Source organism: Billgrantia tianxiuensis (genome assembly GCF_009834345.1).
Taxonomy (GTDB): Bacteria; Pseudomonadota; Gammaproteobacteria; order Pseudomonadales; family Halomonadaceae; genus Halomonas; species Halomonas tianxiuensis.
In genome coordinates, this window is record NZ_CP035042.1 from 854,254 (window position 1) to 876,159 (window position 21,906).

At 64.2% G+C, this 21,906-nt stretch carries 23 protein-coding genes and 1 pseudogene; 17 read left to right on the forward strand and 7 right to left on the reverse strand.

Annotation, left to right across the window (positions count from 1 at the left end):
* The first annotated feature begins 31 nt into the window (after positions 1-31).
* The 4 genes and pseudogenes from EKK97_RS03945 to EKK97_RS03960 all read left to right on the forward strand — a co-directional run bounded on the left by EKK97_RS03945 (position 32) and on the right by EKK97_RS03960 (position 2,639).
* The gene (locus tag EKK97_RS03945) at positions 32-784 is read left to right on the forward strand and encodes an alpha/beta hydrolase family protein (RefSeq protein WP_159549318.1); all 753 of its coding nucleotides are present in this window, start codon (positions 32-34) and stop codon (positions 782-784) included.
* 48 nt (positions 785-832) lie between these two features.
* Positions 833-1,473, forward strand: a pseudogene (locus tag EKK97_RS03950) (Vat family streptogramin A O-acetyltransferase).
* Positions 1,474-1,492: 19 nt separating this feature from the next.
* The gene (locus EKK97_RS03955; RefSeq protein WP_159549321.1) at positions 1,493-1,933 is read left to right on the forward strand and encodes a hypothetical protein; all 441 of its coding nucleotides are present in this window, start codon (positions 1,493-1,495) and stop codon (positions 1,931-1,933) included.
* A gap of 73 nt (positions 1,934-2,006) precedes the next feature.
* Positions 2,007-2,639: a LysE family translocator gene (locus EKK97_RS03960; protein WP_201297004.1), complete on the forward strand. Its 633-nt coding sequence runs from the start codon at positions 2,007-2,009 to the stop codon at positions 2,637-2,639.
* A gap of 51 nt (positions 2,640-2,690) precedes the next feature.
* On the opposite strand, the gene EKK97_RS03965 is transcribed toward EKK97_RS03960, so the two are convergent.
* Positions 2,691-3,701: a zinc-binding alcohol dehydrogenase family protein gene (locus EKK97_RS03965; protein WP_159549324.1), complete on the reverse strand. Its 1,011-nt coding sequence runs from the start codon at positions 3,699-3,701 to the stop codon at positions 2,691-2,693.
* Positions 3,702-3,804: 103 nt separating this feature from the next.
* Here EKK97_RS03965 and EKK97_RS03970 point away from each other — a divergent pair, with 103 nt between their 5' ends.
* The 9 genes from EKK97_RS03970 (at position 3,805) to EKK97_RS04010 (ending at position 12,033) form a co-directional block, all read left to right on the forward strand.
* The gene (locus EKK97_RS03970) at positions 3,805-4,731 is read left to right on the forward strand and encodes a LysR family transcriptional regulator (protein WP_159549327.1); all 927 of its coding nucleotides are present in this window, start codon (positions 3,805-3,807) and stop codon (positions 4,729-4,731) included.
* A 178-nt stretch (positions 4,732-4,909) separates the two neighbouring features.
* A complete protein-coding gene (gene yghU / locus EKK97_RS03975) occupies positions 4,910-5,773 on the forward strand; it encodes a glutathione-dependent disulfide-bond oxidoreductase (protein WP_159549330.1) in 864 nt (287 codons plus the stop codon).
* A gap of 8 nt (positions 5,774-5,781) precedes the next feature.
* A complete protein-coding gene (locus EKK97_RS03980; protein ID WP_159549333.1) occupies positions 5,782-6,243 on the forward strand; it encodes a GNAT family N-acetyltransferase in 462 nt (153 codons plus the stop codon).
* A 76-nt stretch (positions 6,244-6,319) separates the two neighbouring features.
* The gene (locus tag EKK97_RS03985; protein ID WP_159549336.1) at positions 6,320-6,661 is read left to right on the forward strand and encodes a zinc ribbon domain-containing protein YjdM; all 342 of its coding nucleotides are present in this window, start codon (positions 6,320-6,322) and stop codon (positions 6,659-6,661) included.
* An 82-nt stretch (positions 6,662-6,743) separates the two neighbouring features.
* A complete protein-coding gene (locus tag EKK97_RS03990) occupies positions 6,744-7,730 on the forward strand; it encodes an ABC transporter substrate-binding protein (protein ID WP_159549339.1) in 987 nt (328 codons plus the stop codon).
* Positions 7,731-7,732: 2 nt separating this feature from the next.
* Positions 7,733-9,433, forward strand: a complete 1,701-nt coding sequence (locus tag EKK97_RS03995) for an ABC transporter permease (RefSeq protein ID WP_159549342.1) — start codon at positions 7,733-7,735, stop codon at positions 9,431-9,433.
* A complete protein-coding gene (locus EKK97_RS26040; RefSeq protein ID WP_159549345.1) occupies positions 9,421-10,467 on the forward strand; it encodes an ABC transporter ATP-binding protein in 1,047 nt (348 codons plus the stop codon). Before EKK97_RS03995 ends, EKK97_RS26040 begins: the two co-directional genes overlap by 13 nt.
* The gene (locus EKK97_RS04005) at positions 10,464-11,507 is read left to right on the forward strand and encodes an MBL fold metallo-hydrolase (protein ID WP_159549348.1); all 1,044 of its coding nucleotides are present in this window, start codon (positions 10,464-10,466) and stop codon (positions 11,505-11,507) included. Before EKK97_RS26040 ends, EKK97_RS04005 begins: the two co-directional genes overlap by 4 nt.
* Entirely contained in the window at positions 11,494-12,033 is a 540-nt protein-coding gene (locus tag EKK97_RS04010; RefSeq protein WP_159549351.1) for a histidine phosphatase family protein, read from the forward strand. Before EKK97_RS04005 ends, EKK97_RS04010 begins: the two co-directional genes overlap by 14 nt.
* A gap of 53 nt (positions 12,034-12,086) precedes the next feature.
* Here EKK97_RS04010 and EKK97_RS04015 read toward each other — a convergent pair whose 3' ends face one another.
* The gene (locus EKK97_RS04015) at positions 12,087-13,424 is read right to left on the reverse strand and encodes a tetratricopeptide repeat protein (RefSeq protein WP_159549354.1); all 1,338 of its coding nucleotides are present in this window, start codon (positions 13,422-13,424) and stop codon (positions 12,087-12,089) included.
* 157 nt (positions 13,425-13,581) lie between these two features.
* Here EKK97_RS04015 and EKK97_RS04020 point away from each other — a divergent pair, with 157 nt between their 5' ends.
* Both EKK97_RS04020 and EKK97_RS04025 read left to right on the forward strand, forming a co-directional pair.
* Positions 13,582-14,577, forward strand: coding sequence for an AraC family transcriptional regulator (locus EKK97_RS04020; protein ID WP_159549357.1), 996 nt, complete (start codon positions 13,582-13,584; stop codon positions 14,575-14,577).
* 12 nt (positions 14,578-14,589) lie between these two features.
* Positions 14,590-15,111: a nucleoside deaminase gene (locus EKK97_RS04025; RefSeq protein WP_159549360.1), complete on the forward strand. Its 522-nt coding sequence runs from the start codon at positions 14,590-14,592 to the stop codon at positions 15,109-15,111.
* A gap of 77 nt (positions 15,112-15,188) precedes the next feature.
* Here the strand turns inward: EKK97_RS04025 and EKK97_RS04030 are convergent, their stop codons facing one another.
* From EKK97_RS04030 to EKK97_RS04040, 3 genes are all read right to left on the reverse strand, one after another.
* Positions 15,189-15,413 (reverse strand): hypothetical protein, encoded by a 225-nt coding sequence (locus EKK97_RS04030; RefSeq protein WP_159549363.1) that lies wholly within the window; start codon positions 15,411-15,413, stop codon positions 15,189-15,191.
* A 170-nt stretch (positions 15,414-15,583) separates the two neighbouring features.
* A complete protein-coding gene (locus tag EKK97_RS04035) occupies positions 15,584-15,964 on the reverse strand; it encodes a septal ring lytic transglycosylase RlpA family protein (protein WP_159549366.1) in 381 nt (126 codons plus the stop codon).
* Positions 15,965-16,147: 183 nt separating this feature from the next.
* Entirely contained in the window at positions 16,148-16,972 is an 825-nt protein-coding gene (locus EKK97_RS04040; RefSeq protein ID WP_159549369.1) for a diguanylate cyclase, read from the reverse strand.
* Positions 16,973-17,738: 766 nt separating this feature from the next.
* Here EKK97_RS04040 and EKK97_RS04045 point away from each other — a divergent pair.
* Entirely contained in the window at positions 17,739-18,128 is a 390-nt protein-coding gene (locus tag EKK97_RS04045) for an HIT family protein (RefSeq protein ID WP_159549372.1), read from the forward strand.
* A 183-nt stretch (positions 18,129-18,311) separates the two neighbouring features.
* Positions 18,312-18,689 carry a nuclear transport factor 2 family protein gene (locus tag EKK97_RS04050; protein WP_159549375.1) on the forward strand — a complete coding sequence of 126 codons (378 nt, stop codon included), beginning with the start codon at positions 18,312-18,314 and terminating at the stop codon, positions 18,687-18,689.
* A 64-nt stretch (positions 18,690-18,753) separates the two neighbouring features.
* Here the strand turns inward: EKK97_RS04050 and EKK97_RS04055 are convergent, their stop codons facing one another.
* Together EKK97_RS04055 and EKK97_RS23580 are read right to left on the reverse strand one after the other, a co-directional pair.
* The gene (locus tag EKK97_RS04055) at positions 18,754-20,070 is read right to left on the reverse strand and encodes a glycerophosphodiester phosphodiesterase family protein (protein WP_159549378.1); all 1,317 of its coding nucleotides are present in this window, start codon (positions 20,068-20,070) and stop codon (positions 18,754-18,756) included.
* A 92-nt stretch (positions 20,071-20,162) separates the two neighbouring features.
* A complete protein-coding gene (locus tag EKK97_RS23580; RefSeq protein WP_201297005.1) occupies positions 20,163-21,656 on the reverse strand; it encodes a LysE family transporter in 1,494 nt (497 codons plus the stop codon).
* Positions 21,657-21,906 lie beyond the last annotated feature (250 nt).

Below are 21,906 nucleotides of genomic sequence, written 5' to 3' on the forward strand. Positions count from 1 at the left end.
GGTAAACGCGGGTACAACGACAGGAGTCATCATGGAGCTGCGTATCGTCAGACGCCTCATTCCCGAATGGGGCACCACTTATGGCCCGCCTGGGGAGGGACCTTTTCCCGCCGTCATGATACTGCATGGCTCAGAGGGGGCCTGGTCCGGCTGGAGCCATCGCAACGCCGTGATACTGGCTGCCCATGGCTTTCTAGCCTTTCCTTTTGGCTACTCCAGCGGCGGTAATGCCTGGAACGCGGGAAGCATCGTCGATCATTCGCTCGAGCGCAGCGTTGAGGCCTTGGCTGCGCTGCGTGCCTTTTCGTATGCCGGCCCACGAGTGGGGCTTTATGGTGTCTCGCGTGGGGCCGAGCATGCGTTGCTTCTCGCTTCATTGATGGCCAAGGAGAACAAGACGGGACTTCCCGAGGCCGTTGCGGTGCATAGCCCTCCCGATGTGGTCTGCGGAGCCTTCGACTCTCGCAGCTATCGTGACTCCGGTGACCCAGGTTGGCAGGCCTGGGACGCGAGCAAGCGCGCCTGGACATGGCGGGGCGAGGGGCTAATGCCCACGACACCGATCGAAGTGGAGCAGTATCCCGGACCGCTATTTCTTTCCCATGGCACACGAGATCGGATGTGGTCGGTGGAGATGACGAGGCGACTAGAGCAGCGTCTGAAGGCACACGGGCACCAACCTGAAGTGCGCTACTACGAGGGAGAAGATCACATACCAGGTAGTGCCGGAGAAAATCTCCATCATGAGTATCTGGTCGATTTTTTCGAGAAGCATCTTTGCTAGCTTGCATGCATATGGTGTCGACAAGCTTTATGAAAAAGGAGAGCAGCCATGCACGGCCCCGAGCCTACGGACCCGCACCCCATGGCCGGGTTTCCCCAGGTGGTTTCATCAAGAACGTGATCAAGAGCCCGAATATCATCGTTGGCGATTACACCTACTACGATGACCCCGAAGATTCAGAAAATTTCGAGCGCAACGTGCTCTATCATTATCCATTCATTGGCGACAAACTGATCATCGGCAAGTTTTGCGCCATCGCCCGGGACGTGAAGTTCATCATGAACGGGGCGAACCACAAGCTCTCGGGGCTCTCCACCTATCCATTCCAGATCTTCGGCAATGGCTGGGAAAAGGTCATGCCGCAGTCGAGCGAGCTGCCCTACAAGGGCGATACCGTCATTGGCAACGATGTGTGGATAGGCTACGACGCCCTCATCATGCCTGGCGTGAAAATCGGCAATGGTGCCATCGTGTCGTCGCGCTCGGTGGTGGTGAAAGATGTGCCGCCCTATACCGTAGTGGGAGGAAACCCGGCTCGCCCCATCAAGCAGCGCTTCTCGCCGGAAGTGATCGAAAGGCTACAGGAAATTGCTTGGTGGGATTGGCCGGTAGAAAAGATAACCCTCCACCTGCCCCTCATCGTGGCGGGAGATGTGGAGGCGTTACGACAGGGTGGGTTGAACGAATGAGCGTATAGCAGGCAGAAATATGAACCGACCGCTATGCCACAAGATTCTGATCGTTGCCGAGATGCTTCTGCTGGCGCTGCCGGTGAGCGTGTTCTGCCTATTTTTCGGCTTGGCCTTGCTCATGACGGTGGGATTTCCCTGGGGGCTGGAAGAGCTCGCGATCATGCTCTTCGCTGTGGTCGGCATGCTGGGTATCGTGGGGCTGTGGTGTGCCGCGGTCACTTACCTGGCCCGGCGGGCGCGGTCCATCTGGTGGTGGCGAGCCGCCTGCGCGGGAGCTGGGTTGGTAACCGTTTCCTTGATGCTGTTCTGCCTGATCGCCTTCGGCTGGGAGCTGCCGGAGTGGGGGATCATCATTGCCCTGGGCGTCTTTGCCAGCCCGCTGCTGGTACCCTTTTTCCACTTGGCCTACCTGCAGCGAACGCCCCGGGAGCTTCTGTCTACTCAGGTACAGCAATGACCTTTGCGGTAAGCTCGAATTTCGGCAGCCGGTATGCAGCAGACGGCATATTGAATTTACAAGGAGTTGACTCGTGGAGTGGTGGACCTGGATGACCTTCGTCGGGGTGATAACGGCCCTGATCATTTTCCCGGGGCCGGTGGCGCTGCTGTGTACCACGCATGGCCTGCGTTTCGGGCGGCACCGCGCCTTCGCAACGGTGCTGGGCGGCGGTGTGGCTTCACTGGTGTTGATGACGCTTTCCGCCTTGGGGCTTGGTGCCGTGCTCGCCACCTCGGAAACGGCTTTCTTCGTGCTGAAACTGCTGGGCGGCGCCTATCTGATCTATCTGGGCTTGCAGGCCTGGTTGGCCAAGCCTCAGTCGCCGCTGGCCGATGCGCCAGCGGCGGTGAAGGGTCAGTCCGTACCCGCCATGTTCCGCCAGGGATTCTTGGTGGGTATCGGCAACCCGAAGGACCTGCTGTTCTTCGCTGCCCTGTTTCCCAACTTCATCACCATCGGCGAACCGCAATTGATTCAGTTCGTCATCCTGGCGCTGACCTGGCTGGTCATCGACACGACCTTGATGACGCTCTACGCCACTCTGGGGTCGGGGCTGGGCCGCTGGTTCGATAGCCCCGGCAGGATGCGGGCGTTTCATCGCACTACCGGGGGCTTGTTCCTGGGCGCCGGCGGCACGTTGATCGTCTCGAGCGCCAATCGGTGAGTGCGACATTACCAATCGCCAGCTTTCCCATTGCGGCATCGGCCGGGGATGTCAGAACCCTTCCAGGACGATCTTGCCTTGGGTGCGACCGCTCTCGACCAGCGCATGAGCACGGCGCAGGGTCTCGACGTTCAGGCTGCCGAAGCGCTCGGATAACGTGGTGCGGATAACGCCCTTGTCCACCAGTTCGGCCACGCGGGTGAGCAACTCATGCTGGCGCACCATGTCCGGTGTCTGGAACATCGAGCGGGCGAACATCATCTCCCAATGCAGCGACAGGCTCTTGGGTTTCATTGTCCTCACGTCAAGCGGTTCCGCCGGGTCATCGATGAGCACCAGCCGCCCTTGAGGTCGCAGGGCCTCGACCAGTTGGGCGAAGTGACTCTCGGTGTGGGTAAGGCTCGCCACCATGTCGACCTCGGGAATTCCCACGCGGGCGAGTTCCTCGGTGAGGGGCCGACGGTGGTCGATGACGTGATGGGCGCCCAGTTCGGTCACCCACTGCTGCGATTCCGGCCGCGATGCGGTACCGATGACGGTCAGCCCCGTCAGTCGACGCGCCAACTGGGTGAGAATCGAGCCGACCCCACCCGCTGCGCCAACGATCAATAGGCTTTGGTTCGTACCGCCGCCCTCAGCCACGCCGAGGCGGTCGAAGAGCAGTTCCCAGGCCGTTATCGAAGTCAGCGGCAGCGCCGCAGCCTGGGCGAAATCGAGTGTGGCGGGCTTGGGGCCGGCGATGCGCTCGTCGACCAGGTGCAGCTCGCTGTTGCTGCCCGGGCGGGTGATGTCCCCGGCGTAGAACACTTCGTCGCCGGGACGGAATCGACTGACCGCAGAGCCCACGGCCCGTACAACGCCTGCGGCATCCCAACCGAGAACTCGTGGCTCGTTGACCGGTGCGTTGCGTCGCACCTTGGTGTCGACCGGGTTGACCGAGACGGCTCGGACTTCGACCTGGAGGTCGTGGGGGCCAGGCTCGGGCTCGGCCAGGGTGATTTCGACGAGTGCATCGTCAGCTTGGATGGGCAGGCCGTGCTGGGTATAGGCAATGGCTTTCATGAGGTCTCCCGGTTGTTGCGTGGTAAGGTCCACCAATGCTGCAACGCTGCGCGGCGCAGAAACACCGCGCTAGCCGAACAACACTTTCAAGGGAGAGCGGAAAATGGAGCGCCTGGAAGACGTCGTGCTGTTCGTGAGGACGGCCGCGCTGGGAAGCTTCAGCGGCGCGGCACGCGAGGCGGACCTGGCCCCAAGCCGGGTGAGCGCCGCGATCCAGCGGCTGGAGCGCGAGCTTGGCATGCGCCTGTTTGCCCGCTCGACGCGTAGCCTGCGACTCACCCAGGAGGGCGCGCAGTACTTGCCCTTTGCCCAGTCCATCGTCGACACGCTGCGCGAGGCGCGTGAGCATCTCGAGCGGCAGGCAGGCGAGCTGACCGGTACCCTGCAGGTGGCAGCACCGTCGGACCTTGGCCGCAACCTGCTGCTGACCTGGCTGGAGGAGTTTCGCCGCGAGCACCCTGCCCTCGGGGTGCGGCTGTTGCTATCCGACCAGGTCAGCGATGTCTTCCGCGATCCCGTCGATGTCGCAATCCGCTACGGGCAGATGGAGGACGCCAGCTTTATCGCCATGCCGCTGGCGCCCGACAACCGCCGGGTGCTGGTTGCCTCTGCCTGCTACCTGTCCCGTCACGGACGACCGCAGGCGATCGAAGAGCTCTCTCGCCATCACTGCCTGGTGTATCAGTTGCAGGGTCGGCCTCACGATAGCTGGCACTTCGAAAGCGACGGCCGACGGCACCGGGTCGAAGTCGAGGGTGCCCTGCTCAGTGACGATGCCGATGTGGTCCGGCGTTGGGCCATCGCGGGACAGGGAATCGCCTACAAGTCGTGGATCGACGTCAGCGACGACGTAGCCGCTGGCCGGCTGGAGGTCGTGCTGCCAGGCTACGCCGGCGAGCCGGTTCCATTGCACTTGGTTTGTCCGCATCGCAAGCAATTCACGCCCGTCGTGCAGGCGCTCCATCGACTGCTGAAGACGAAGTGCGCTGCCTTGCCGTTGCCGTCTGGCACCTTGGCCCGTTCCGCATAGCGTGGGCCTTTGGGCGGTACGCGCGCCTCTCAATGGGGGGCAAACCTGGCCTCGTGCATGAGCGGGTCAAGCTGTGGCTCGATACCAAACCATTAACAGGCTATCTTTCCCCTACTGCATGTGTCCCTCTTCCCGTCGGGGAGCGGGGCGCTTCGACACTCTGTTATCTGGAGCATTCATGAGCCAAGAAAACGAGTATGTACCGCCGAAAGTGTGGAAATGGGAGAAGGCGAGCGGTGGGCAGTTCGCCAACATCAACCGACCCATCGCCGGCCCCACCCACGACAAGGCACTGCCAGTGGGCAAGCATCCATTCCAGCTCTACTCGCTGGCCACGCCCAACGGGGTGAAGGTCACGATCATGTTCGAGGAATTGCTGGCGAGAGGCCACAAGGATGCCGAATACGACGCCTGGTTGATCCGCATCGGCGAGGGCGAACAGTTCGGTAGCGGCTTCGTCGAGGTCAACCCGAACTCCAAGATCCCGGCCTTGATGGACCATGGCACCACGCCGCCCACCCGGGTGTTCGAGTCGGGTTCGATCCTGCTCTACCTGGCCGAGAAGTTCGGCGAGTTCCTGCCTCGCGATCATGCTTGGCGCACCGAGACGCTGAACTGGCTGTTCTGGCAAATGGGCAGCGCACCCTACCTGGGCGGCGGCTTCGGCCACTTCTACGCCTACGCGCCGACCAAGATCGAGTACGCCATCGATCGCTTCGCCATGGAGGCCAAGCGGCAGCTCGATGTGCTGGACCGGCGCCTGGCCGAGAGCCGCTACCTGGGTGGTGACGAGTACACCATCGCCGATATCGCCAACTGGGCCTGGTACGGGCAACTGGCGCTGGACCGCGTCTACGATGCCGGCGAGTTCCTGCAGGTGCAGGAGTACGAGCACGTGCAGCGCTGGGCCAGGGAGATCGACGCCCGTCCGGCGGTGCAACGCGGGCGCATGGTCAACCGGACCTTCGGCCCCCAGGAGACACAGCTGCACGAGCGCCACGATGCCAGCGACTTCGAGAACAACACTCAGGACAAGCGTTAGGCGTGGGCATGAACGAGCCAGTCAGGCAGCCCAGGGCAATGGACCGGGGCGATCTCGAGGCCTGCGCGACCCTGTTCGCGCAGGTCTTTTCTACACCGCCCTGGAGCGAGCCGTGGACCCATGAGAGTGCCCTGGCACGTCTTGAGCATTTCCATGCATCGCCTGGCGGCGTGGGATTGCTGATGCCTGGCGAAGGTGGAGCGGTTGCGGGTTTCCTGCTGGGGCACCTCGAGCCCTACCTGGAAGGGAAGCTGTTCTACCTGCGAGAGATGTGCGTTGCCTCGCACCGACAGGGCCAGGGAATCGGTTCGCGGCTCTACCGTGGGCTGGAGAAGCAATTGGTCGCGCATGACGTAAGGGCGGTATACCTGGCCACGGATCGAGGCATCCCCGCCGCGGCGTTCTACCAGGGGCTCGGGTTTCGCTGTAGCGAGGGGATGGCCTTTTATGCCAAGGGGCTGATGGGCTAGGGGCAGGGATGCGATTGGACACCCCTCGGGTGCTCTGGCATGCTTCGCGCTCCGCGAAACCTGTTTAGAGAAACCCATGAGCGCACTACCGAACTGTCCCGCCTGCCATTCCGAGTACACCTACGAAGTCGCCGACATGTATGCCTGCCCCGAGTGCGGTCACGAGTGGTCGAGCGTGGCGAGTGAGGGAGAGTCTGGCGACGAGAAGGTGGTGCGCGATGCCAACGGCAACGTGCTGCAAGACGGCGACAGCGTCACCGTGATCAAGGATCTCAAGGTCAAGGGCACCTCGTCGGTGGTCAAGGTGGGCACCAAGGTAAAGAGTATTCGCCTGGTGGAGGGCGACCACGATATCGATTGTAAGATCGATGGCTTCGGGCCGATGAAGCTGAAGTCGGAGTTCGTCAAGAAGGCGTAAGCGTCCTGGGAAGACTGGCTGTCACCGAGCTGTAAGCTAACGGCAGTACTTTCGATGAGACTCACTCATCGGAGGTCTTCTCATGCACAAGCGCTCTTTGGTAACCGCCCTTTCCGTACCCGTGCTGCTTGCCGGCCTGGCCCTCCCGGCATTCGCCAATGAGAAGCTGGTGCTCTACACCAGCCAGCCCAACAGCGACGCCCAGCAGACCGTCGATGCCTTTCGGGCCGCCCATCCCGATGTCGAGGTGGAGTGGGTGCGCGACGGCACCACGCAGTTGATGACCCGTCTGCGTTCCGAACTCTCCGCCGGGGTCAGCAATCCCGACGTGCTACTGATCGCCGACAGCATGACCATGGAGTCGCTCAAGCGGGAGGGGCACCTGCAGGCCTACCTGAGCCCCGAGCGCGAGGCCTACGCTGCCGAACTGTACGATCCCGAGGGCTACTACTACGGCACCAAGCTGATCACTACCGGCATCGTCTACAACACCGGCGCCGAGCGTCAGCCACACAGCTGGCAGGAACTCATCCAACCCGAATACGCCGGGCAGGTCACCATGCCGAGCCCGCTCTACTCCGGCGCCGCGCTGATCCACATGGCGGCGATCGAGGCCCATCCCGGCCTGGGCGAGGGCTACTACGAGGCGCTGCAGGCCAACCGCACCGAGGCCCAGGGCGGCAACGGCGGCGTGTTCAACGCCGTGGCAGCGGGCAGCAAACCCTACGGCATCGTGGTGGACTTCCTGCCGATTCGCGAGGCTGCCAAGGGCTCGCCGGTGGCGTTCGTGTTCCCCGAGGAGGGCGTGAGTGCCGTGACCGAGCCGGTCGCCATCATGCAGGGCGCCAGGAACCTCGAGGCGGCGCAGAAGTTCGTCGACTTCGTCCTCTCGCGGGAGGGGCAGGAACTGGTGAGCGAGCAGGGCTATTTGCCTGCGCACCCCGAGGTGACGCCGCCCGAGGGTTTCCCCGCGCGTGACGAGATCGCCCTGATGCCGCTGGATACCCAGAGCGCTCTGGCCAGGGAAGCCGAGCTCAAGCAGCGCTTCGGCGACCTGTTCGGCGGCTGATCATGGCACCGGGCCTGACCGAAGGCAGCCAGCAACGCTGGCTGCTAACCCTGTTGATGGTTGCTATCGTGGCGCTCAGCCTCGTGCCCAGCCTGCGGCTATTGTTCGAAGCGTTGGGCGACCTGGCCCAGGGCGGCGAGGCCCCGCTGTGGCGCGTGCTTCAGGCTGAGAGTACCTGGCGGGCGCTGTGGCGCAGCCTCCACACCTCGGGACTGGGCATGCTGATCGCCCTGGCGCTCGGCAGCCTGTTCGCCTTCGTGATCACGCTGACGGACATTCGCGGCAAGGCCTGGCTGGTGTTCTGCTTCATGCTGCCGATGATGATCCCACCCCAGGTCACGGCGTTGAGCTGGCTGCAGCTGTTCGGGCCTGCCAGCCCACTGCTGAAGAGCATCGGTATGGCGCCGCCGCTGGGCAGCCCGCAGCCGCTCTATTCCGCCGAGGGTATCGCCCTGCTGCTGGGCATCCAGAGTGCGCCGCTGGTGTTCCTGGCACTGCGTACCTCGCTGCTTTCCCTGCCTCGTGAGCTGGTCGAGGCGGCCCGTATCAGCGGCGCCCGCCAGGCTCAGGTGTGGGGGCAGATCATCCTGCCGGTATCCCGCGGCGGCCTGATCGCAGGCGGCGCCATGGCGTTCATCTCCAGCCTGGGCAACTTCGGCATCCCGGCCATGCTGGGCATCCCTGCCGGCTACTATGTACTGCCGACCCTGATCTACCAGCGCATGGCCAGCTTCGGTACCGGCGTGCTGGCCGAAATGGCCTCGCTCTCGCTGCTGATCGGCGTGCTGGCACTGGCCGGCGTGGCACTGCAACAAGCGTGGATGAAGCGTAGCCGCTTCGGTCTGGTGGGCCATTCGGGGCGTGCCCACGATTTCTTGCTGGGGCGCTGGCGCGGCGGCGTGACCGCGCTGTTGGTGACCGTGCTGCTGGCGATACTCGTCGCCCCTCTGGCGGCGCTGGTGGTAAGTTCGCTGGTGCCTGCCATGGGCGTGCCGCTCACCTGGGAGACCGCCACGTTGAACGCCTATCACGAGGTGGTCGGCCGCCAGGGGGCGACCTGGCGCGCGGTGCGCAACAGCCTTTGGCTGGCGGGTGGTGCCGCCGTGGTGCTGATGCTGTGCAGCCTGCCGCTGGCCTACCGCCTGCAGCGTTTGCCCCAGCGCTGGCAGAGCCTGGCGCTCAGTGCCATCGAGCTGCCCTACGCACTGCCGGGCGTGGTGCTGGCAGTGGCCTGCATCCTGCTCTTCGTGCGTCCCATTCCCGTGGTGAACGTGGCGCTCTACGGCACCCTGGGGCTGATCTTCGTCGCCTACCTGGCGCGCTTCCTGGTGGTGTGCCTCAAGCCGGTGGCGGCCGGCCTTGCCCAGCTCGACCCCTCGCTGGAGGAGGCCGCCCAGCTCGCCGGCGCCGGACCCTGGCGGCGTCTGGGTGGCATCGTGCTGCCCCTGGTGGCGCCGGCGCTGTTCGCCGGTGGGCTGCTGGTGTTCCTGCTGGCGGTAAATGAACTGACCGTCTCGGCGCTGCTGTGGAGCGCCGGCAATGAAACCCTGGGGGTACTGATCTTCAACCTCGACGAGGGGGGCGAGAGCGTGCTGGCCGCCGCGGTTTCGGTGCTGGTCGTCATGATGGTGGCGACGCTGATGCTGGCGCTCAGTCTGCTGGCGCCGCGTCTGCCCAAGGGAGTCGTGCCATGGCAGGGTTGACGATCGAGCGCGTCACCAAGCGCTTCGGCGAGCAGTGTGCCGTCGATGCGCTCTCGCTGGACGTCGCACCGGGCGAGTTCGTCGCGCTGCTCGGCCCCAGCGGCTGCGGCAAGACCACCATGCTGCGCATGCTGGCCGGCTTCGAGCCGCTCAGCGAGGGCGAGATTCGCCTGGGCGATCGCACCCTGGCCAGCCGCGGGCGGCATGTACCGCCCGAGCGGCGCAACATGGCGATGGTGTTCCAGTCCTATGCCCTGTGGCCGCACATGAGCGTGGCCGACAATGTCGGCTACCCGCTCAAGCTGCGCCGCCTGGAGGGCGATACCTACCGGCGCCGGGTGGCTCAGGCATTGGCCCTGGTGGACCTGGCAACGTATGCCGAGCGCTCGCCGCAGGAGCTGAGCGGCGGCCAGCGTCAGCGCGTGGCGCTGGCCCGCTGTCTGGCCACCGACCCGGAAGTGGTGCTGCTCGACGAGCCCCTGGCCAACCTCGACCGCCATCTCCGTGCCGCCATGGAGCAGAGCTTCCGCGAATTTCATCGCCGCACCCGGGCCACCATGATCTACGTGACCCACGACCAGAGCGAGGCGATGTCGCTGGCGGATCGCATAGCGGTGATGCGTGGCGGCCGGCTGGAGCAATGGGCGACGCCGGAGGCGCTCTACCGCCGGCCGCGCAGCGCCTGGGTAGCGAGCTTCATCGGCCAGGGCAGCCTGCTCGAGGTGGCCGCGGGGCGGCCGGGGCTGCGCCTGGAAGAGGCGGCATTGATGCGCGGGCTCACCGCCATCGCCGCCGAGCGCACCCAGCCGGTGCTGGTACGCCCGGAGCATGTCACGGTGCTGGCCGAGTCGGCCTCCCAGCGCAGCCTGCGAGCGCGGGTGGAGAGCGCGACCTTTCGCGGCGAGCGCTATGAGCTGCACCTGCGCCTGGAAAGCGGCGAGACGCTGCTGGCCTATCATCACTCCGCGCTGGCCGAAGGGCAGGGGGTGGCGCTGCTGCTGCACGAGGGTTGGTGCCTGGAGCCCGACGCATGAGCCTGCGCATCGAGGTTCTCAGCGGCCTGGGAGAGAAGGCCCCCGCTGCCATCCTGATCGAGGCCGAGGGCAAGCGGTTGCTGCTCGATGCCGGTGGTGCCCTGCACCCGGGCCAGTCGACGGCGTGGACCGAAGGGTTGGACGTCGATGCGGTGCTGATCAGCCACGATCACGTCGATCACATCGGCGGCGTGGCGGCGCTGCCTGCCGAGCTGCCGCTCTACTGCACGACGCCGGTGGCGGCCGCGTTGCCGATTGGACGCGACTGGCGCCCCTTGCCCGAGCGCGGCGAGTGCCGAATTGCCGGCGTGCCGGTTACGACCGGTCAGGCGGGCCATTCGCTGGGCGGCGTGTGGCTGCACCTCGGCATTGCGGGCGGCGTGTTCTACAGCGGTGACGCCTGCCTGGAATCGCTGCTCCTTCCCTTCGACGAACCGCCTCCAGCTCGCGTTGCGCTGCTGGACGCTTCCTACGGGGTCTACGATACCCCTCAGGCACAGTGCCGGGAGACGATTGCGTGCCAGCTGTGCAAACCGCGGGTGCTGCCGGTGCCGGCCTCGGGGCGCGCGCTGGAGATGGCGCTGTGGCTCGATGCCCTGGCACCGCGCCTCGGCGTCACGTGGGATCTGGATCACGCCTGCCGGGAGGGGCTCGAGACGCTGCTGAGCCTGCCTGCCACGCTGCGCCGTGAGGGGCTCGATGCAAACATTCGTGGGCTGGTCGACGCTTCCCGCCCGGTTTCACCCAAACTATGGCTGGTAGCAGACCGCGACGACGACCCGGACGACTGGCCGGCGCATCGCCTGCTGCATACGGGTTATCTCACGCCCCGGCGGCAACGTCAGCGAGCGGCCGGCGAGGTCGACTGGCTGCGCTGGAACGTGCACCTGCGGCTCTCGCATCTGCGGGTCCTGGTGCGTCAGCTCGGAGCTAGGCAAGCGATTCCCCTATTCACCACCCAAGTCAGTGAGGTAAGCGAGTTGTTGATGATGCCAAGCGGGCTGGCTTTGGCCACGGAGGAAAGCGATGTTGCTGGCTAGGCCCTTCGTCTTCATCCGTCACGGCGAAACGCAGTTGAACCGGGAGCAGCGCATCTGCGGGCGCAGCGATGTGCCACTGACGGCGCTGGGCGAGGCCCAGGCGCAACAGGCCGCCGCCTGGCTGGACCAGCCCTGGAGCCGGGTCGTGACCAGCACGCTGCAGCGCGCCTGGCGCACGGCGGAGCTGGCGGTTCCTGGTCAGCAGGCCATTCGCTTGAGCGGACTCGACGAGCGCGACTGGGGGCGGCTGGACCGACTGCGTCTGACGCAGCAGCCCGCTTACGAGGCCACTCCACCCGATGGAGAGAGCTGGGCGACTTTCCAGGCCCGGGAGTTGTCGGCGCTCAACGGCGTGCTGGCAAGCGAGGAACTACCGCTGATAGTGGCCCACTCGGGGGTGTTCCGGGTCATTCGCTCTCAGCTGATCGGCACTCCCAATGGCCCCCGGCTGGCCAATGCCACCCCGTACCTGATTCGTCCCGGCCTGCTGGGCTGGCAGGTGCTTCGCTATCGGCGCTGCGAGTAATACGCCACCAGGGTGCCCTGGCGCCCCTACTGGGCGGGGGCGCCAGGCATCCCTCAGGCGACCTGGCGCTGAGGAATACCGAGAGCGTTGGCGCGCCTCAGGAAGGTGCGATTGATCGGGCTGTGCGGCTTGGCGGCAAGGCGCTCGTGGGCCAGCCCCTCGGCCACGTCGCGATAGCCTCCGCGCAAGGCGGCCTCCGTCAGGGTCCAGTCGATGATGTCGCGCTGCGCGTGGCTGCCGCCGAAGGCGTTGGCGATGAAGCGTACCGGATGTAGCCGCTCGACCGCCTTTTCATAGTCTTCCCGCCAGAATGCCGTGAATCCCTCCACCAACGGCAGACCGATCTGCCTGGCCCAGGCGCTCGCTTCCCGGCCGGCGTCATCGGCCTTGAGGGCAGCCAGCAGGCGCTCCACCTGGTCGTTGCGGCCCGCTCCGAGATAGGCCATCACCGCATGCCAGTCATTGAACGGGTAGAGTCGTCCGTCGGCGTGCAGGTCCCAGGCGGTGGCCAGTTCCTGCCAGCGCGTGCCGACGTCCTGGCCGGTCAACTGCAATCGCCAGAGCAGGGCCGAGGCATCGACCATGTCCAGCGCCATGGTGCTGGTGCCTTGGCGGATGGGGCCGTCGTAGAGCGCCAGCGCCTCCTTGTCCTGGCCAAGGTCGAGGCGGCACAGGGCAAGATGCCACCAGTTGTGCACCTGGAAGAAGTTGTCGTCACCTGACCAATGGGGTTCACGGGCGATCATCCAGCCGATGCCATCCTCGGCGCGGCCCTGCATCTCCATGACATGGGCGACCGCATGATGGGCCCAGCAGTCCAGCTGCTGCATGGCCAGGGCCTGGCGTCCGGTCTCCTCGGCCCGAGCATAGGCGCCACTCTCCTCCAGGCCGAAGGCATACATGCCGAGCACGATCGGATAGCCGGGCAGGTCGGGTGACCACTTGGGCAGCACCCGGGCGATGCGATCACGAAGGTCGCGGGCGTTGGCGCGATAGAAATCGGCCAGATGGCCAGCCTGAAGGGCGAGGAGATCGTGGGGATAGCGCATGTTGTGGCGATCCAACGCGCAGCCGGCAGCGCTCCACTCGCCGGCCAGCAGATGCTCCAGGGCGACGACATGCGAGGCCTCCTGCTCGCTCAGGCGTGACGCCTTGGCCGCGACGAGATCGGCCCGGGCCGCGGCGGTCGCTTCGGGTTCGGTGGAAAGCGCGTAGAGATAGGCGCGAAATAGCCGTGCCATGCTGAAATCCGGGGCCGCTTCGAGGGCCTGGGCCAGCAATGCGACAGGGTCGCCGCGATAGAGATTGAAGGCTTCCAGCGCGCGTGCGTAGAGTTCGGCGGCTTCTGCGGTGGCGCCCGGCAGGGCATTTCCTTGACGATCGGTTGGCATGATGGAACTCCAGGGGTTCGTTGTCATTGGTCGGGGAGGGCGCAAGAACCTCCCTCGCTTGCGCCACACTGCTAAACTACTCGGTGGTGCGGCCGGGCTTAATGGACGAGACGCCGGACTTCTTGTCCGAACCGCCGCCGTGTAGAGGGCGCGGCCGATGGAGGCATCTCTCGAGGTACTGCGTACGATTCGCCTGACCGGCGGCATCTTTCTCGATGCGGAGTTCACTGCGCCCTGGTGCGTTAACGCCCAGGTGACGCCTGACGACTGCCACCCCTTGGCCCCGGCATCCCGCTCGATCATTGCCTATCACTACGTCAGCGCGGGGCGGCTGTGGCTGCAAGTAGGTGAAGCGGAGCCGGCTGAAGTCGCGGCCGGGCAGCTGGTAGTGCTGCCGCGCAACGATCCGCACATATTGGGCAGCGGTCTGGACTATCCCCCTATTGCTGCCGATGCGTTGATGCAGGCGACCTTCGATCACGGCGTGACGCGCATCGTCCACGGCGGCGGTGGCGAGGCGACACGCGTGTGGTGCGGATTTCTGCTCAGCGAGACGACCACCGATCCATTGGTCGGCCTGTTGCCGAGCGTCATGACCCTCGACATGGCCCAGGGCATGGCGGGCCCCTGGATCGAGAGTTCCTTTCGCTTTGCTGTCGGTGAGCTTGCCGCCGGCGAGGTGCGGTCGCCCACCTTGCTTGCCAGGTTGGCCGAGCTACTGTTCATCGAAGCCGTGCAGCACTATGTCGCCGGCCTGCCCGCAGAGCAGCGGCGCTGGCTGGGCGGGCTGCACAATCCCTTCGTCAGCCGCGCGTTGACGAAGCTGCACGACGAGCCAGAGCGGCACTGGACGACGGAGGCGCTGGCGCAGGAGGTGGGGCTGTCGCGTTCCGCTTTTGCCGAGCGCTTCACCGAGCTGGTGGGAGTGCCGCCGATGCGCTATCTCACCGGATTGCGCATGCAACGGGCGGCCCAGCGCCTGCGGGAAACTCCAACGTCGATTGCACGGGTCGCCGAGGATGCCGGCTACGAGTCGGAGGCCTCCTTCACCAAGGCGTTCAAGCGCGCCTTCGGTATGCCGCCGGCGACTTGGAGAAGAGAGCAGCAAGGGGGAGTGGGAACCACCCAGCGATACACGGAGCAAGGAGAATGAGGAGAACGTCGTATGCTGAGCCCTGACGATCTGCGCCACCTTCAGCGCTGTGTCGAACTGGCCACCGAGGCTCTCGATAAGGGCGATGAGCCATTTGGCTCGGTACTCGTCGATGGCGATGGACGGGTGTTGGCCGAGGGGCACAACCAGGTGGCTTCCGGTGACAGAACTCGCCACCCCGAATTCGAACTGGCGCGCTGGGCGGCGGCAAACATGAGCCCGGCAGCGCGTGCCGCGGCTACCGTTTATACCTCAGGGGAGCACTGTCCGATGTGCGCCGCGGCACATGGCTGGGTCGGGCTGGGGCGTATCGTTTACGCCAGTTCCTCCGAGCAGCTGTCCGGCTGGCTCGCTGAGCTGGGTGCTCCTGCAGCCCCCGTTCGCTCCCTGCCGATTCAGGAAGTCGCGCCGGGCGTTATCGTGGAAGGGCCGGCGCCTGGGCTGGCAGAGCGGATCCGTGAGCTACACTATCGCTTCTATGGGCAGCAATCGCGCCTGACACCCTTGTCGTCGAAGTCCTTGTCGTCGAAGTAGAGCACAGCAGCACGACTCGCGGTGCCAATGTCGACCCGCCTGACAGTAATATGGCTGCTCGAGAATATGGCGCAGGGCTAGGTCGTCATTTCCTCCTGCGCGATGAGAGCGTCGGCCAATGCCCGCGAAGCAAGGGCGAACTCCACGCGGGCCGCGCTGAGCGCGCTCAGGTCCTTGCTGGTCGTGTCGCGCTCCAGCCGGTCCAACTGCGTCTTGGCCATGACCAGGCGCTTGCACAGCGCCCGATTGTCGAGGGGCTCCGGTTCTGGCTCGGTCAATCCCGGCACGTTCATTGTGTTCATCGTTATGTTCCCCCTGCGTCGTTCGAAACCGCACGAGCTGCATGGCGCTCCCGGCCATGCGCTCATTAGGTATTATCGACCCGGATGAGGGGAACTGTAATCTTGGCGGGAATGATGCGGCGATACCCAGTATCGCCCGAGCGATGGAGCCTGGAAGAACTGACTGTCGGCTACTGTACGGCAGTGACCATGACCGGCACGGTGCCGCGATGGAGCATGCCGAGTTCGCGTGCCGCGCGCTTGGAGAGGTCGATGATGCGTCCCTCGACGAAGGGGCCGCGATCGTTGATCAGGACCTCGACTTCCTGGCCGGTATCCGCCCGTGTGACGACCACCTTGGTACCGAGGGGAAGACTGGGGTGGGCGGCGGTCAGGGCCTGCTGATCGAAGGGTTCGCCACTGGCAGTAGTGGCGCCCTGGAAGCGGTCGCTGTAGTAGGAGGCGATGCCTTCTTCCTGAGCGTCGACTTCATGAGCCCAGGCGTTGGTTACGAATACCGCGAACCATCCTGCCAGGCAAAATGCGAGCAACTTTTTGGGTTGAGCTCCCATGGTTTTACCTCAGGTTATCGTGTGGCGGTTATCGCTTTCATCGATGAGGTGCCGGTGAGCGTTATGGATAGTACCCGCCAAGGACGCATGGGGCAACTTTAAAAGCCGACGAAGGCAGCATGATGGGAGACGCTTGGCGACGTTGGCAGCAAGGTTCGTCTCGCTGCTGGGCATTCAGGAACCCTAGGCGCGGCTCGCGGATTGCAAGGGGGTTGCTTCTTCGGGAGCGATGAGCCGCAGGTTCGGCACGGCCTCCGTGCGATTGCGTCCACCCTCCTTCGCTGCGTAGAGCCCTTCGTCGGCCTGGCTGATCAGGACGGAACGGTTGGCGTGGCGTACCGGCAGCATCGAGGAGACGCCGATACTGACCGTGACATGCTCAGCCACGGGAGAAGCGGAAAAAGGCAGGGCGCGATCCTCCAGCATGGTATGGATTCGCTCGGCCATGCGCAGGGCGCCTTCCATACCGGTATGCGGCATCAGCAGTGCCATTTCCTCACCGCCATAGCGGGCAACGAGGTCTCCTGGCCGGGCGGCGGCGGCGCGCAGCACCTTGGCCACTTCGCGCAGGCAGGTGTCGCCGGCCTGGTGACCGTAGGTATCGTTGAAGCGTTTGAAGTAGTCGATATCGATCATCAGCAGGCTCAAGGGCTGACGCTCGCGCGCCGCGCGGAGCCACTCCAGCTTCAATACACGTTCGAATTCGCGGCGGTTGGCGATACCCAGCAGGCCATCGCTGGCAGCCTGGCGAACGAGCTTCGCGTTGTGGGCCGCAAGGCGCTCGCGTTCCTGTAGCAGGCGTGCTTCGCGGGTGCGGTAGACATGGTGCATCGGCAGCAACAGCAGCAGCGTCAGAGCGATGCCGCTGGCGAAGCCGGCGATACCGGTAGGCTGCATGTCGGCCGCCAGTGTATCCAGAAAAGCGGTAGCGTTGGGAAAGAGTGCGGCCCTCTCGGGTACCAGGCCGTTGATGGCAAGTGCGGCATCGAGCACCAGGGCGACAGCCAAGGCGCATCCTGCAAGACCGGTTCTACTGCTCAGTGTAGATTTGGGCTTCGTCTGCATGGCATTCGTCTCATTCCTGGGCCGTACGGGCCTTTCGCCCGGGGCAAGGTGACGACTCTGGCCAGCTTCCGCTCGCGTATCCCTGCGATGTCTTGCTGTAGAACTTGGGGCTAAAAAAAGGGCCGCAGAGCGGCCCAAGTACGCAGGGAACTAAAGGATAGTGCTAACTCATCGCAAGAGCGTGCCTTTGGCCGGTGAAAACAGGAGAAGCATCTTGCTTGGCTTCATCCTGGATGCGTCGATTCATGACGAAACAGACGTTTCTGGTCACAGATGACGCTGTATCGCATTGCGCTACTCGCCGTACCTTCCATTGCAAGGTTATAAGCGAAAAAGATGCCAAAGTTCCGTATACTCTTTTGGAAACAGCGTTTTAGTTTCGTATCTTGCTGATGAGACTCGTCTGAGGCCGCTTGGAAAGATCAAAAGTCAGGCTAACTTGTTGCCGTTCGGAGACACAATTTGGGCATTTCTCTGAGTGTGTAGAAAAAACAGTAAGTTGCGTGTTCCCTTTTGGAGACAGTAGGGGGATGGCATGGCTGAGTCTGAACGACAGGCGATGGAGTCCAGGCGGAATGATGCATTTGACTCAAGTTCCGTCCTGGTGGTGGCTGCTGATCCTACGGGAGGGTAGACCGCAAGCGTCGCTCAGGCGAGACTGCCTTCGTCACCCGTTCCTACTCGGCCTCTTCAGACAGGGAGAATCGAAATGGCAAGTGTCTTTACCCGTATCATTCACGGCGAGCTGCCCGGTGAATTCGTCTGGTCCGACGAGCAATGCGTCGCCATCATGACCCTCAACCCCATGAAGCCTGGCCATCTGCTGGTGATCCCACGCGAGGAGATCGACCATTGGGATGACATGCCAGTGGATCTGAGCGCTCATCTCATGACGGTATCGCAAAGGCTGGCCAAGGCCCTCAAGCGGGCTTTCCCCTGCGAACGCGTGGGAATGATGATCGTCGGACTCGAGGTTCCTCATGTGCACCTGCATCTGGTTCCGATCGATGCGATGCAGGACATCCGGCTCGAAGGCTTGCCCCAGGCCCGGCCGGAACAGCTGGCGGAGCATGCCGACCGCATCCGTGGCGCGCTCTAGTCCGGCGTTCGGGCGCCTCGGTGATTGTGTAAGCCATGGCCGTTACGTACGCCATGGCTTACACACTTCAGGGTCAATGTCTGATAGTACTTCTGTGTCTCTAGGCTAGTATGGATGTCTTCCTAAGCCTGCTGTGGTTACGGCGGGCGGTATCGTCCAAGCGCTGGGCTTATGGAGGGCACGGTGCACGAAAAACTGCTAGAGACGCGTCGGCAATGGTATGCCGCCTATATCGAAGGTAACGTCGGCCAGCTCGATCACATCGAGAGCGATGATTTCGTGTTGATCAATGAGGCGGGCCTGCAGGGTAAGCTGGATCAGCTCGGCAACATCGCCGAGGCCGTGGCGGCCGGCCAGTGGTTCGCCCGCGGCAGTCGCGCCGAGGATGTCACCCTGAGGGTCCTGCCGTTGGACGATGTGGTGTCGATCTACGGACAGGGACGAATCGCTGAGCACGACCGGTCTCGGCCATGGCTTCATTTCAGTGAGCTATGGTGCAAGGAAAACGGGGAATGGCGGGTGCTGACGTTGCATTTCACGACAGCTTCCGCCGCGGCATGACTGGGAAGTTGCCTGAACGCAGCATTGGCCAGCCGACGGCCGAAACCATCGGCTGGCCAGTCCCTCAGCTGCGCGGTTGAACGCAATTGGCGTAAAAGCTCACGGTGGCGGGCCAGTCGCTGAATATGCCAATGACACCGACATCCTGAACCAGCGTATCGAGGGTGATCAGCTTATCGCCTTCGCGGCGTATCACCTCCTCGGTGGTTTGGTGATACCACTGTCCACCTTCGGCCAACGGGCCCGAGCGTTCCAGCGTCCAGGTGATCAGCTCCAGCCCCGCTTCGCGGGCCCGTTCGGCATACTCGGATGGCACGATACGCTGGTCGCCATCACCGAACCCCGGGTTGGCGGCCAGCAGCATCCAGGTGGGCGGGGCCAGAATGCGAACGCCCCGTTCGGCCAACTCTTCCATGCTCGGCGACCAGGTGTCGGGGACGGTGTGGTCGAAGCCCTCATCGTCGTAGCGGCCGTCCAGATACACCGCCTGCTGGCCGAACTCAGGTTCGTTCTCGATCCAGTAGAGCACATCGTCGAGATTGAAGGACTGGGCGAAGACATCGCTGGGCGACACGCCCGCTGACTTGTATTCGTCGATCATCTTCTGCGCGTAATCCTCCTGGCTCATGCCGTTGAAGGGCATTTCGACGTCGGGTGCCTTGAGCTCCGGGGTCATCTTCACACCGAGTTCCTGAAACAGTGCAATGGTGTCGGCATGGCTCATCAGGGTGCCGCGCGTGGCGTAGAGGTCGGTGCGCCAGCCGGGAGTCCCAGCCAGGTACTCCTCGAGGCTGCGCGCCTCCCGGTTGGCGCCTTCCATGGTGCCGCGCAGGGTGCGGAATTCGGCCAGGGTGATGTCGCTGGTACAACAGCGGATCTCGGCGGCATTGGTCAGCTCGCCGCTTTCGCTATCGATTTCCGGCGGCACGCTGCACTTCTGGGCCAGCTCGGTTTCCACGATATTGGTGGTGTAGTGCAGGTCGCACTGGGAGTGGCGACACACCAGCTCATTGTCGCTGGTGAAGGTGACGTCGCACTCGACGATACCGGCACCGCCTTGAACGCCGGCCAGGTAGGACTCGAGGGTGTGCTCGGGGAACTGCAGCGGTGCACCGCGATGGGCGATGGCTAGATCGGCAGCCTGCCAGTCGGTGTGCTGGGCGGCACATTCGAGCAATTCGGCCTTGAGTTCACGTTCACGCTCGGTCTCTTCGCTCATGTCGTTGAGCAGAAACAGGGGGCGCGGGCCGAGCGTTACCTGGCGTGCGGCGTCGAGCAGGGCATCGTTCCACTCGGGGGCGTTCCCGGCAGTCTCTTGAGCGAAGGCCGGTACGGCGACCAGCGCTCCCAGGCAGGCCAGGGTGGGAAGTGTTTTTTTCATGGCGTGTCTCGCTTTCTTCCTTGTTGGCGTGGGCCGCGGCAGGCGCCTGCGGCCAGACTTGAGCGTAGCCATAGGCGGCCAAGGCGACCAGGCTAGCGCTCGGTCAGGGCCAGACGCGCCGCCATGGCGAGAAAACCCGCGGCGAAACCGCGCCGCAGCCAGGTCAGCACGGACGGGCGAGCCAGGATCCGCTGACGTGCAGTGGCCGCACCGACGCCGTAGACGATAAACACGGCAAATGTCATTAGCATGAAGGCGAGGCTCAGTTGGATCATGGACATGAGCGGGGCGGTGCCGGCGTCGACGAACTGCGGTAGGAAGGCGAAGAAGAACAGGGTGAGCTTGGGATTGAGTAGATTGAGCAGCACGCCGGTGACGATCAGCTGCCTGGCGGGAAGAGGGGCGAGGGCGGCGGTGGGTAGCGTCTCCCCCCGCGAGTTCATCACGCTAAAGGCGATGTAGAGCAGGTAGGCAATGCCCAGCAGCTTGAGTAGTTGGAACGCTGTCGCGCTCGCCTGCAGCAGCGAAGCCAGGCCGGTGATGGCCGCGAGCATGTGCGGCACGATGCCGAGAGCGCAGCCGAGCGCCGCGATGATGCTGGCGCGCGTGCCATGTGTGAGCCCGGTGGCGAGGGTATAGAGCACACCGGTGCCGGGTGCGGCGACGACGACCAGCGAGGTCAACAGGTAGTCCAGTGTCATGGTAGGGCTCCGATAACGACTCGACGCTATCGTGGCGCTACCATGGGGGCCGTTTCTTGAACGAAATTGCAGGTCACGCAGGAAAGAGCGCGCGGCGGTAGCGGCCCGGGGGAGGCCGAGCTGGCGGGTAAAGGCTCGGCTCATATGGCTCTGGTCGGAGAAGCCTGCTGCCAGGGCCGCCTGGCTCAGCGAATGTCCGTCGGCGATCAGGCTCCTGGCCATCAGTACCCGTCGTTGCAGCAGGTAGGCATGGGGCGTGGTCCCCAGCGTGCGGGCAAAGCTGCGCAGCAACTGGTAGCGGCTCAGGCCCGCCATGGCGGCAAGCTCGCCCAGGGTGGCAGAGGCGTGAGGGGCGTCGTCGAGGCGCTGGCGTACTCTGGCGATGGCGTTCGGTATGCTATGGGAAGCCGAGGGACGCCTCGAGCCATGGCGCGAGAAGGCTGCCCCGAGCAGCGCTTGGCAATGTTCTTCCACGGCCAGGGAGTCGTCCGGCGCTGCGGCGAGATGCTGAAACAGCCGACCCATGAGCCTGCGTAGCAGGGGATCGTCCAGAGCCGGGCGGGCCAGTTCGGCCGAGGTATACTCGCCGTCGAAGATTTCCCGGATCAGGCCGGGATCGAAATAGAGCATGTGCCAGGCACGCGAAGCGCTGCCTAGCGGGGCACCGTCGTGCATCTCACCCGGATTGACCGTGATGATATCGCCCGTCACGGCATCGACCCGGCCGGCACCGCTCCAGGAGCGATGTCCGCCGGCACAGATGAGCCCGATGCCGTACTGGTCATGGGAATGGCGGGGAAAGGCACGGTTCGAGACCAGGCTCATGGCCGTGAGCCCGGCAACTCCGGTGGCAAACGCGGTAACGTGATGTCGCTCATCTGCCATGTTGCTCTGCAGGCCCCCGCATGGTTGGTCTCGGCCATCGTCAGCCATTTTGACCAGCGAGTCGAGACGCTTCTCTATCTAGTCGGGATCTAGTCGAGCTCGGGCTGCTGCCTGGGCGTCGCCCCGCTTGGGAAGCTTTCGAGATAGATTTGCCAGGCTTCGTGGGCTGCCTGCCATTGGCAGGAGTGGCGAATCCAGTAGCGAACGATCTCGTCGTCGAGAGGGGATGGTATGGCTGTGCTTGGTTCAT